Raw genomic sequence first — 12,363 nt, forward strand, 5'->3', positions numbered from 1 at the left:
CAGCGATGTATGGAGCGGACCAATACTAATCGGTCGAGGACTTAACCAAATAAATGGTGGAACACATGAATCAAAAAGTAAATTGCGCTTACAATATCCAGTTTTGAGAGAACGAAGTTGTCTCAACTAAATAAGAAGTGTGGTGGCGACAGCGAGAAGGATACACCTGTTCCCATGCCGAACACAGAAGTTAAGCTTCTCAGCGCCGATAGTAGTTAGGGGTTTCCCCTTGTGAGGGTAGGACGTTGCCACGCTTTTTTTATAATTATTCCGCAATAGCTCAGTTGGTAGTAGCGCATGACTGTTAATCATGATGTCGTAGGTTCGAGTCCTACTTGCGGAGTATTTTTTTTTATCCAAATTTTAGGTCGCCGCTTTAGCTCAGTCGGTAGAGCACTTCCATGGTAAGGAAGGGGTCGCCGGTTCAAATCCGGCAAGTGGCTTAATAATTCTATGTTTCTTATAAAAAGGAGCCTATAAGGCTCTTTTTTTGTGCATTATTGGTCAAATTGTATAAATAGTGGTAAACTAATTGTAACAAATAGTAAAGGATGTGTTTACATGGAGTTTGAGAAATCAGAAAATCGCTTTTATAAGAACGACGAGACAGGTAAAATGATTGCAGAAGTTACCTATGTACCAACAGGTGAAAATAAGGTTATTTTAGATCATACTTTTGTAGATCCTTCATTAAGAGGACAGGGAATAGCAAGTCAACTTGTAAAACGCGTAGTTGATGAAATGCGTTCTGAAGGTAAGAAAATTGTTCCTTTGTGTCCGTATGCTAAAGCTGAATTTGAACGTAAGCCTGAATATAAAGACATTGAAGCTTAATTTTTGATAAGCGTCTAAATCAAAAAAGAAGCCATTACTCGTAACTCTAGTAATGGCTTCTTTTTGATTATTCTTTTAAGTGGTAACTATAAATTGAAACGATGATATTTTCTTTTGACATCAGTGCTGCTCGTAAGCGTAAACTAGTTTGATTATGAAGAATGTGTTGCCAAGGTTTTTTAGGAACAAATTGAGGAATTAAGACAGTCGTAGTGTAACCTTGTTTACTAGATTTTTTCTGAACTAATTTTACAAATCTCAAGACTGGAGCAATGATGGTTCTGTATGAAGAATGCAAATTTACTAGACGAACATCGGGGTATTTTTCTCGAAATTCAGTAGCAAATTCTTCTTCCTTTTCAGGGTTTTCATCAAAAGAAACATGCATCGCAATTATGTTGTCACCGATACTTTTGGCATAATTTAGTGCTTCATTGGTTACTTGCGTAACGTTACTGATTAAAACAACAACGGTATTCCCTTTATAAGTGACGGGTACAGACTGTTCAATGCGAAGTTGTAACGCAATTTTTTTGTAATGATCATGAATTTTATAGAAGATATAAAGCATAATAGGCATGATAACGAAAAATGGCCAAATTTCTGATAAACGGTAAAATAATAAAATTGAAAAAATTGAGAAGGAGATTAAAGCTCCAACAATATTTGAAATAGATTTGACCATCCATCCTTTAGGGCGCTCACGATTCCATTTAATGATCATACCAGTTTGTGATAAGGTAAATGGTACAAATACCCCTACTGCATATAAAGGGATTAGACGGGATGTTTCCCCATTAAAAATGGATATCAAGATGATGGAACCAAGTGATAAGGTAATGATTCCATTTGAATAGCCAAGACGATCGCCTTTGGCTAAGTACATATGAGGCATGAATTTATCTTTTGCTAAATTAAAAGCCAGCACTGGAAAAGCAGAAAAACCAGTATTTGCAGCTAAGGCTAAAATAAATGCTGTAGAAAATTGTAATAAATAGAAGAAAATTCCTTGTCCAAAAATTGCCGTTCCAATTTGAGAAAGAACAGTAACTTTTTCTGTTGGAACAATTCCATACCAATAGTTTAAAAATGTAATACCAGCAAAGAAGAATCCTAAGATTCCACCCATTAAAGCTAACGTACCAGCAGCATTTTTTGCTTGAGGAGCTTTAAAAAAAGGAACGGCATTGCTAATGGCTTCAACTCCGGTTAAAGAAGACGAACCCGAAGAAAATGCCCTAAGTAATAGACCTAATGTAACTCCAGGAACAACTGCACCAATCGTTGCAGTTGCATGGAAAGGAGCTAATCCAAGAATAATTTTACCAATACCAACAACAATCAATATTGTAATAACTGCTACGAATAAATAAACAGGAAACATTAGGAAGGAAGCTGATTCTCGCAAACCTCTTAAGTTCATTGCGGTGATTAAAAAGACAATAATAATAGCAATTGGTACTTTGTAATGATAGAGCATTGGCAGAGCGGACGTAATTGCCTCTGTCCCAGCAGATACACTAACAGCAACAGTCAGCATGTAATCTACTAATAAAGAGCCTCCAGCGATTAAGCCAGCGGTTTGTCCTAGATTTTCACTAGAAACCATATAGGCCCCACCACCATGAGGATAAGCATGGATAATTTGTCGATATGAAAGAACAAGTGCTAATAATAAAATTAAAACAAATCCAGCTATTGGAATGGAATACCATATAGCAGCTGTCGAAAGAGCCGCTAAAACCAAAACGATTTGTTCGGTTCCATATGCAATAGAAGACAGTGCATCAGAAGAAAGAAGAGCAAGAGCTTTAAATTTCCCTAACTTTTGATCTCCTTCTTCAGAAGATTTTAAAGGTTTTCCAATTAAATAACGTTTAATCACACTCCACATTTTAGTTAACTCCTTATTGTTTTATTAGATATAAATTTACCCTCACAAACAAGTGATTATATACCTGTTTTTAGCTATTATCAAGTACTAATTTCTAATGAAGAAAAAGAAAATTTTAATAAAAATAAAAATCAGGTTTATTAAGCTAAAATTTCAATAAAAATAGCACATTATATATAAGAATAAGTATCTAAAAGCTAACAAAAATTAATGAAGAAGTCAAAGGATTCAATTAAAATGGAAATAATGAAAAAAGTACTTTACAAATGTGTCATTTCTTTATATAATAAATCTTGTGCTTATGGCCCGTTGGTCAAGCGGTTAAGACACCGCCCTTTCACGGCGGTATCACGGGTTCGATTCCCGTACGGGTCATAAAAAGAGTCAAGTTTATTCTTGACTCTTTTTTTGTTTATTACATGAGGAACCTGACGATCCTATCATATATTTTTTTGGAAAGATTTCTATCTAATAGAGAGAAATCAAGTGAATTAATTTTATGGCCAGTAGTTTATGTATAAATTATCACTTTTTGATGATTAAATTAATTTTAATTCATAAAAACTGCCTAAAAGGTATTGCCAATTTTTCAAATCTATATTATAATAATGAAGTTGTTACGAAATGTGTCAACAAAGAAATCAATCCATTTATCTATTTTGAAAATTGGTGTTGACATGAGATTGTTAATCCTGTTATAATAACTTTCGTTGAGTTAATTGATTAACAAGACTTCTCTAAATGGAGGGGTAGCGAAGTGGCTAAACGCGGCGGACTGTAAATCCGCTCCTTTGGGTTCGGCAGTTCGAATCTGCCCCCCTCCACCATTATTGGGCTATCGCCAAGCGGTAAGGCAACAGACTTTGACTCTGTTATGCGTTGGTTCGAATCCAGCTAGCCCAGTCTCTACAATGTTTATATTTTATGTAATAGATATGTAGAATGAATTAAATAATTTGTGTGGTATCGATAGCAAGAAGGATACACCTGTTCCCATGCCGAACACAGTAGTTAAGTTTCTTTGCGCCGATAGTAGTTAGGGGTTTCCCCTTGTGAGGGTAGGACGTTGCCATGCAGTTATATTGAGTCATTAGCTCAGTTGGTAGAGCATCTGACTTTTAATCAGAGGGTCGTAGGTTCGAATCCTACATGACTCATTAAGCATTTATAACAAATTGTTATAAATGCTTTTTTTTGTATTTTTATACATAGTCAACTACTATTAAGGATTTCTTTAGTAATCCTTAATAAGAACATGGTATAATTAAAATTCCGTTAGTAAAATAATTTTAAAGTTAAGAAACTAAAGAATGGAGTTTTGAAATGTTAATGAAGAAAATGCAACAATTAAATAAAAAACAACTTGTTAGCTTTTTAATGCCGTTGTTCATTTTGGTACCGATTTTTATTAGTAAAGGAATTGTCCCTTTTGGAGATGCCAATTTATTAGTAAGTGACCTTGGGACACAATACGTGCCATTTTTTGCGCAATTAAAAGCAATATTTTTTGGAGAGGGTAGTCTGCTTTATTCTTTTTCTAGTGGTATGGGAGATTCATTTCTACCGTTGGCAGCCTATTATTTAATGAGTCCATTTAATCTTATTTTTTTATTTGTCTCACAAACGTATCTTTCAACAGCAGTTACATATGTTCTTTTCTTGAAAATTGCTTGTATGTCTGGCAGTATGTACTATTATTTACGAAAAACATATCATAGAAATGACTTTTCTCAACTTTTTTTTGCAATGATTTATGCACTCTCTGGTTATGTTGGAATTTATATGTACAATATTATGTGGATGGATGCGCTAATTTTTCTTCCGTTGCTTGCACTGGGAATTCAATGGTTAGTTGATGAAGGAAGAACTGTATTTTATTGTTTAATTCTATTTAGTACGATTTTTACAAATTATTATTTAGGCTATATGACCTGTATTTTTGCATTAATGTATTTTATTTATTGGACAGTCGTTCGAACAAACTATCAATCTTGGAAAGAATATATTTCGATTAATAAATCCAATTGGTTAAAATTTATGGGGTATTCGTTGATTGGAGCAGGGTTAAATGGAGTGATATTAGCTCCAGCCGTTTTTGGTATGTTAAAGACGGGGAAATCTGTGATTGATTGGCATATTTTTCTGCCTACTCCATTATTTGGTTTAGAAATATTTACTCAATTAGGAATTGATCATACAAATTTCCAAACTAGATTAGAACATCTTCCTAGTTTTTTTGTGGGGAGTTTTGTTTTGATCTTAGCAATCGCTTTTTTCTTTTTGAAAAAGGTATCTAAAAAAGATAAATGGGGTAATTTTGCTTTAATAGGCTTTATTTTCTTGAGTTTTTGGTTACAGCTATTTAATACGATTTGGCATATGTTTCAAGAAACAGCAGGTTTTCCTTATCGTAATTCTTATATGTTGAGTTTTTTATTGATTAAACTGGCTTACGAAACGTGGCTTAAACGTGATGAGGTTTCTGCCAGTTTGATTGGGAAAATTTGTTTTTCTTTAATTGTCTTATTGGGAATTGGGTATTTTTATAGCAACTATTTTTCAACTGTTGGAGAAAAGCTGGATAGTAGATTATTTTGGATATCCATTTTATTTATAAGTATCAATGGCTGCTTAATTGGATGGTCAAAATTAAGTGAACGAAAGCAAATTCTACTTTTTTTAATTGTGGCAGTGGAAATAGGTGTTAATTTTGAACAAATGCTAAGAGCAACACCATTTGAAAGTGAGTCTCGTTTTAGGTCAGATATGATAGAATTGACGAATTTAATTGATCCCATAAATGAGAAAGATTCTGACTTATACCGAATGGATAATAGTATACAAGGAATTGATAATGGATATAATAGTAGTTTTTTATACAATTATCATAGTACACCTTACTATAGTTCAACATTAAATGATTCCCTAAGGAAAACACTTGAAAATTTAGGTTTGAATAGTAAAAATGAACGCCGAATTAGCAGTGTTGGGCAAACAGAATTGCTTGATTATCTATTTAATGTTCGATACAAGATTAGCGAAGAGGAATCAGGTAACGCAGTGATTCATAGAATTCATGAAGCTTTCCCGACGAGTTTAGGCTATGTAGTTCCTGAAGAAATTAAATCTGTTCATTTTATGACTAAATCACCCTTTGAAAATCAAAATAAAATTACGGCTAATTTGACAAAAAATGGGGAAGAAATTTTTAAGCCTGCTGTTGTTAAAAAAGAAACTAAAAATGAATATCGTTTTACTGCTGAGAACGATGGTACAGCGTATTTGTATTTGCCAAATAACAAAATGGAAACCATCGAAGTTTATATGAATAATCGATTAATTGCCCCTAAAGTAGAGATTCGTAATCAAGCACTGCTTAATTTAGGAGAACTTAAAAAGGGTGAGTCAGCAAATTTAGTCTTCAAAACAAAGGATGAAATAAGTATTGATTCAACAAATATTCAAATTTTAGATGAAACAGTATTAAATCAGGTTAAAGATCAATTAACAAAGAAACGATTGATGATTACAGATTGGAAGGACAATCATATTAGAGCGACTGTCGACATTAAAGACAATGACAATTTATTGTATATGTCTATTCCGTATGATAAAAATTGGGTAGTTAAAGTTGATGGTAAGAAAATTAAAGCGGATCGCGTATTAGATGACTTTATGGGGATTTCTTTGTCAAAAGGCTCCCATCAAATTGAATTAAGCTTTATTCCAAAAGGCTTCTTATTTGGTAGCGTGATTAGTTTAATGTCTCTCATAAGTTTACTTTCTTTAGAGTTGTTTAAAAAAAGAGAGGGGATAAAAAATTAGGTTTTTTAAGTTGCATCTTCCCTATAAAAATTGTGTTATAATTAAAATTGTTAATAGTAAAGTTAGAAAGTTGGAGGTGTATAGATGACATTTGATTGGTCACAACTCATTACGTGGCGTCATTTATTAAACGTCATTGATATATTAGTTGTTTGGTTTTTTATCTATAAACTGATTTCATTGTTAAAAGGTACAAAAGCTGTCCAACTATTAAAAGGAATGGCTGTAATCGTAGTAATTAAGATGGTTAGCTTCTTCCTTAAATTAGAAACGATTGATTGGATCATGGATTTAATTATTTCATGGGGTGTGTTAGCAACTATCATTGTTTTTCAACCAGAGATTCGCAGAGGTTTAGAACATTTAGGTCGTGGTTCGCTCTTTGGAAGAACCAAAAGACAAGTTAATCCTGGTGAGCAGTTAATCAAAGCACTGGATAAATCCGTTCAATATATGGCTAAAAGAAGAATTGGAGCACTGATTTCTATTCAAATGGAAACAGGCTTAGATGAATATATTGAAACCGGTATACCGCTAGATGCAGATATATCTGGTGAGCTACTGATTAATATTTTTATTCCAAATACGCCATTACATGATGGTGCAGTGATTATTAAGGATTATAAAATTGCAGCAGCAGCAGGGTACTTACCTTTGTCAGAAAGTTCTCTTATTCCTAAAGAGCTTGGTACAAGACACAGAGCGGCAATCGGTTTAAGCGAAGTGACAGATGCGTTAACAATTGTTGTATCTGAAGAAACTGGTGGTGTGAGTGTGACTCGTAATAGTGAGCTTTTACGAGACTTAACACAAGAAGACTTTATTAGATATTTAGAAAAAGAATTAATTGTTGAAGAAGAAACAATTAAAAAAAATCCGGTTCAAGAGTTTATTGAAGGCTTGAGAAAGGATGGTTCTAAATGATTGAGAAGATTTATAATAATCCTTGGTTTTTAAGAATTGTCGCTTTAGTCTTTGCGTTGTTGCTGTTTAGCTATGTGAATTTTGAAAATAATGGTCGTATTAGTACGAGTAATCCCATTGATGGACTCAGTGTAAATAGTTCACAAGTGATTTCAAATGTTCCAATTACGGTTGATGTGGATCAAGATAAGTATTTCGTTTCTGGATTACCTGAAACGGTTTCTGTTAAAATTGAAGGGTCCAAGAATATTATCCAACAAACCATCACTGCACAAAACTTTAAAGTTGTTGCAAAAAACCTGAATAAATTAGGAGTGGGAACTCATAAAATTAATTTAACTCCAGAAGGTTTTAGTGATGAGCTTGCGGTAACTCTTACGCCAAGTGATGCGACTATCATAATTGAAAATAAAAAAATAAAAACATTTAATGTCGATGTTGAATTTAATAAAGCTTTGCTTGCAAGAGGTTATGAAGCGGGAACTCCGACATTAGACTATAACACGGTGCAAATTTCGGGAGCAGAGTCAACAATTGATAAAATCAGTAAAGTCTATGCTACAGTATCCCCTGAAAATGGAGTAACAAAAGATATCAATCAAAAAGTTCCCGTTCAGGTCTTAGATGAAAGTGGCAATAAGCTAGATGTTAATATCAATCCTAAGGAAGTTCAAGTATCAATCCCAGTTAAGTCAGCTAGCAAAGATGTGCCTATTATGCTGAATCAAACGGGAACACCCGTTGCAGGGAAAACCTATAAACTTGGAATTAAAGGAGATCAAACAAAAGTTAATGTTACTGGAGATAAAAACTTTTTAGAAAGTCTAAGTAGTTTCCCTGTTAGTGTTGATGTGACGGGAATTACTGAAACAACGACAAAAGAGATTGCCTTATCACTGCCTGATGGCATTACTTCAGTTAGTCCAATCACTATAAAAGTTGTGATTACCGTTAGCGACACAGTATCTACAAATTCTGGTGGGGAAGTCATTAGTCCTCCAACAAGTGAGAGTATTATTTCGGAATCTACTCCTTCAAGTAGTTCATCAAGCAGTTCCAGTAGTTCCAGTAAAGAAAGTTCAAGTAGCTCAAGTGAAAGTTCAGAATCAAAAGAAGATTCCAGCAATTAATCAAGTTGACTGAGATAGCAGAATGAAATGAATTCATAAAGGAGAAATTTTATCATGGGAAAATATTTTGGTACAGATGGCGTTAGAGGAGTGGCAAATTCAGAATTAACTCCAGAATTAGCGTTTAAATTAGGCCGTTTTGGGGGGCATGTTTTGAATCAACATGCAGAAGGTATTGAGCATCCACGTGTTTTAGTAGGTCGCGATACAAGAATATCAGGACAATTATTAGAAACAGCGTTAATTTCTGGATTGTTATCAGTAGGGATAGAAGTAATGCAATTAGGTGTGATTTCAACACCTGGAGTTTCTTATTTAACAAGAGTACAAGGTGCAGTTGCTGGTGTGATGATTTCGGCTTCTCACAACCCAGCTCAAGATAATGGAATAAAATTCTTTGGAGCAGATGGATTTAAACTTTCAGATGATCAAGAACTGGAAATCGAAGCTTTATTAGATTTAGAAGTAGATAATTTACCTCGTCCAAGTGCAGCTGGTTTAGGAACTGTAGATGAATATTTAGAAGGTGCATTGAAATATACACAATTCTTACAGCAGACAATCCCTGCAGACCTTTCAGGCTTACATGTGTGTCTTGATGGAGCAAATGGAGCAACTGCGCCATTGTTAAATCGCTTGTTTGCTGATTTAGAAACTGATTTTGATGTTATGGGAGATACTCCTAATGGCATTAATATTAATGATAATGTTGGTTCGACTCATCCTGAAAAACTAGCTGAGCTAGTCTTAGAAAAAGGTGCAGATGCAGGTTTAGCATTTGATGGAGATGGCGATCGAATCATTGCAGTTGACGAATTGGGTCAAATTGTTGATGGTGATAAAATTATGTATATTTGTGGAAAATACATGATGGAAAAAGGTCGTTTGAAAAAAGATACAATTGTTGCAACTGTTATGAGTAACTTAGGTTTTCACAAAGCCGTTGAAGCAGCAGGAATGACTGCTCTACAAACACAAGTTGGAGATCGTTATGTTGTGGAAGAAATGCGCAAAAATGGCTATAACTTTGGTGGAGAACAGTCAGGACATATGGTCTTTTTAGATTTCAACACAACGGGTGATGGGATGCTTTCTGGAATTCAATTATTGAATGTGATGAAGCAAACAGGTAAAAAATTATCTGAGTTAGCAGCAGAAGTTTCAACATATCCACAAAAATTAGTGAATATTCGCGTAGCTGATAAAAATGGTGCGATGGAAGTCCCAGCTATTAAAGCGGTAATTGAGGAAGTTGAAACTGAAATGAACGGTGACGGACGTATTTTAGTTCGAGCAAGTGGGACAGAGGCGTTATTACGTGTGATGGGAGAAGCTCCAACAGAAGAAAAAGTGAATCAATATGTTGATCGAATTGCAGATGTTGTTCGTCAAGAAATAGGATTGGCTGAGTAAGCTAATCTCAAAACGTTATCTAAAAAATTCTTCTTTAAGAATCTTTCAGATAACGTTTTTTAATATATACCAATTCTTTTGTTAATATAGATAAATTTGACTATTACATGTATATGTTATAAAATTAGTTGTGTTTCTAGATGTTAAAATGAAATCCAGTGGTATACCAATGGAAGCGCCAGGCCATTTTATCAAAAAAATGGTGACGAGGAGAGAGCTTATCGAAAGATTCGGCGGATGGCTCTAGGCAGTGCAGTCTACAGGCAATTCTAAAAATACAAAGTGATTTGTTAACAAAGAAATTGCCAAGTACCTAGAAACGACAACTATATCAAACAGAAGGTAGGATTTTATTTATGTGTGGAATTGTCGGAGTAGTAGGAAATCAAAATGCAAAAGAAGTGTTATTACAGGGGTTAGAAAAATTAGAATATCGTGGGTACGATTCTGCTGGAATTTATCTTATTAATGATACGAAGCAAGACCATCTATTTAAAGAAAAAGGTCGTATTTTAGCGTTACGTAACATTGTTCGTCAAGATGTTGAAGCAAGCATTGGAATTGGCCATACTAGATGGGCAACACATGGTGTTCCGAGTGTGATAAATGCTCACCCTCATCAATCTCAAAGCGGTCGTTTTACGCTTGTCCATAATGGCGTGATTGAAAATTTTACTAAACTAAAATCAATGTATTTATCAGATGTTGATTTTGTTAGTGACACAGATACAGAAGTGATTGTGCAATTGATTGAAAAATTTTCATTAGAAGGATTAACAACACTTGCCTCTTTTAAAAAAGTAGTAAGTCTTTTGAAGGGATCATATGCCCTTGCATTGATGGATAAAAATGTGTTTGATACAATTTATGTTGCGAAAAATAAAAGTCCATTACTAGTTGGTTTAGGAGAAGGGTTTAATGTAGTTTGTAGTGATGCTATGGCAATGATCCAAGTAACCAATCAATTTGTTGAGTTAATGGATGGTGAGGTAGTAACGGTTACAGCAACAGCTATCAAAATTGAAAATGCAGAAAATAAAGAAATCAATCGATTACCGTATACAGCTGAAATTGATTTAAATGACTTAGAAAAAGGAACTTATCCGTATTATATGTTAAAAGAAATTGATGAACAACCAGCTGTTATGCGTAAAATTTTGCAACACTATCAAGGGGAACAGCAGCAATTAGAAATTGATTCAGCTATTACGGAGACGATGCTAGCAAGTGATCGTATTTATATAGTTGCTTGTGGCACAAGTTACCATGCTGGATGGGTCGGAAAGCAATTATTAGAATCATTGACACATATTCCAACTGAAGTTCATCTATCAAGTGAGTTTGGCTATAATACGCCATTGTTAACTGAAAAGCCGTTCTTTATTTTCTTAACTCAAAGTGGTGAAACAGCAGATAGTCGACAAGTGCTTGTGAAAGTTAATGAATTGAATCATCCAACATTAACCATTACCAATGTTGCCGGCTCTACACTTTCTAGAGAAGCTCAATTTACCTTGTTGCTTCATGCAGGACCAGAAATAGCAGTCGCTTCAACGAAAGCCTATACAGCCCAAATAGCAGTGTTAGCAGTTCTTGCAGATGTTGTTGGAAAAGCTAAAGGGCTGGCTCAAAACTTCGATTTAGTCCACGAGTTGGCGCTTGTTGCAACAGGAATGGAAACGATCATTGATGAAAAAGAGCGATTAGAACAACTAGCTACCGAATATTTAAGCGTCAGCAGAAATGCTTTTTATATTGGTCGTGGAATGGATTATTATGTTGCTATGGAAGCAGCGCTGAAATTAAAAGAAATTTCATATGTTCAAACAGAAGGATTTGCAGCAGGAGAATTAAAACATGGAACAATTGCCTTGATTGAAGAGGGGACTCCAGTTATGGCGATTATTACTGAAGAATCTATTGCTGGACATACACGAGGAAATGTTCAAGAAGTTAAATCTCGTGGCGCTCATAGCATGATTATTGCGATGGAAGACGTAGCAGAAGAGGAAGATCAATTCATTTTACCTCAAGTACATTCGTTGTTAACACCGCTAATTAGTGTGATTCCCACTCAACTTCTTTCTTACTATACAAGTTTGCATCGTGGAAATGATGTGGATAAACCAAGAAATTTAGCAAAAAGTGTAACCGTTGAATAATGAAAAGAAACCAACTTGGAAAATTCCAAGTTGGTTTCTTTTTTTGAAATTAGGTAGAATCACACTGATTTTTTAGTAGATTTTAAATGTTTAATTGTGTTATTTTTTTATTAAGATGTTATACTTTAAATTGATTAAAATAAGCGCTGTTCTTAGTTGCTAAATTTTTGTTCCATTATTG

Annotated in this window: 7 protein-coding genes, 6 tRNA genes and 2 rRNA genes; 14 read left to right on the forward strand and 1 reads right to left on the reverse strand. The window is 34.3% G+C overall.

What is annotated here, in order from left to right:
• Positions 1–138 precede the first annotated feature (138 nt).
• From rrf (AC07SW_RS03285) to AC07SW_RS03300, 4 genes are all read left to right on the forward strand, one after another.
• Positions 139–254, forward strand: a 5S ribosomal RNA gene (gene rrf, locus AC07SW_RS03285).
• Positions 255–269: 15 nt separating this feature from the next.
• Positions 270–343: transfer RNA gene (locus AC07SW_RS03290), tRNA-Asn, on the forward strand.
• Between the two features lie 27 nt (positions 344–370).
• Positions 371–443: transfer RNA gene (locus tag AC07SW_RS03295), tRNA-Thr, on the forward strand.
• A gap of 118 nt (positions 444–561) precedes the next feature.
• Positions 562–834: a GNAT family N-acetyltransferase gene (locus tag AC07SW_RS03300; RefSeq protein WP_034571568.1), complete on the forward strand. Its 273-nt coding sequence runs from the start codon at positions 562–564 to the stop codon at positions 832–834.
• Positions 835–901: 67 nt separating this feature from the next.
• On the opposite strand, the gene AC07SW_RS03305 is transcribed toward AC07SW_RS03300, so the two are convergent.
• Positions 902–2,728 (reverse strand): APC family permease, encoded by a 1,827-nt coding sequence (locus tag AC07SW_RS03305; RefSeq protein ID WP_494632230.1) that lies wholly within the window; start codon positions 2,726–2,728, stop codon positions 902–904.
• Positions 2,729–3,031: 303 nt separating this feature from the next.
• On the opposite strand from AC07SW_RS03305, the gene AC07SW_RS03310 reads away from it, so the two are divergent.
• From AC07SW_RS03310 to glmS, 10 genes are all read left to right on the forward strand, one after another.
• A tRNA-Glu gene (locus tag AC07SW_RS03310) sits at positions 3,032–3,103 on the forward strand.
• A gap of 368 nt (positions 3,104–3,471) precedes the next feature.
• A tRNA-Tyr gene (locus AC07SW_RS03315) sits at positions 3,472–3,555 on the forward strand.
• 4 nt (positions 3,556–3,559) lie between these two features.
• A tRNA-Gln gene (locus tag AC07SW_RS03320) sits at positions 3,560–3,631 on the forward strand.
• Positions 3,632–3,687: 56 nt separating this feature from the next.
• Positions 3,688–3,803 (forward strand): 5S ribosomal RNA (rrf, locus tag AC07SW_RS03325).
• Positions 3,804–3,812: 9 nt separating this feature from the next.
• A tRNA-Lys gene (locus AC07SW_RS03330) sits at positions 3,813–3,885 on the forward strand.
• 166 nt (positions 3,886–4,051) lie between these two features.
• Positions 4,052–6,553 (forward strand): YfhO family protein, encoded by a 2,502-nt coding sequence (locus tag AC07SW_RS03335; protein WP_494632231.1) that lies wholly within the window; start codon positions 4,052–4,054, stop codon positions 6,551–6,553.
• A gap of 84 nt (positions 6,554–6,637) precedes the next feature.
• Entirely contained in the window at positions 6,638–7,477 is an 840-nt protein-coding gene (cdaA, locus tag AC07SW_RS03340; RefSeq protein ID WP_119907584.1) for a diadenylate cyclase CdaA, read from the forward strand.
• Complete coding sequence (locus AC07SW_RS03345) at positions 7,474–8,607, forward strand: CdaR family protein (protein ID WP_034571554.1); 1,134 nt, start codon at positions 7,474–7,476, stop codon at positions 8,605–8,607. Before cdaA ends, AC07SW_RS03345 begins: the two co-directional genes overlap by 4 nt.
• 54 nt (positions 8,608–8,661) lie before the next feature.
• Positions 8,662–10,020: a phosphoglucosamine mutase gene (gene glmM, locus AC07SW_RS03350; RefSeq protein ID WP_119907585.1), complete on the forward strand. Its 1,359-nt coding sequence runs from the start codon at positions 8,662–8,664 to the stop codon at positions 10,018–10,020.
• Positions 10,021–10,376: 356 nt separating this feature from the next.
• Complete coding sequence (gene glmS, locus AC07SW_RS03355) at positions 10,377–12,182, forward strand: glutamine--fructose-6-phosphate transaminase (isomerizing) (RefSeq protein WP_135022418.1); 1,806 nt, start codon at positions 10,377–10,379, stop codon at positions 12,180–12,182.
• Positions 12,183–12,363 lie beyond the last annotated feature (181 nt).

The organism is Carnobacterium sp. GW821-FHT04C06 (genome assembly GCF_059420345.1).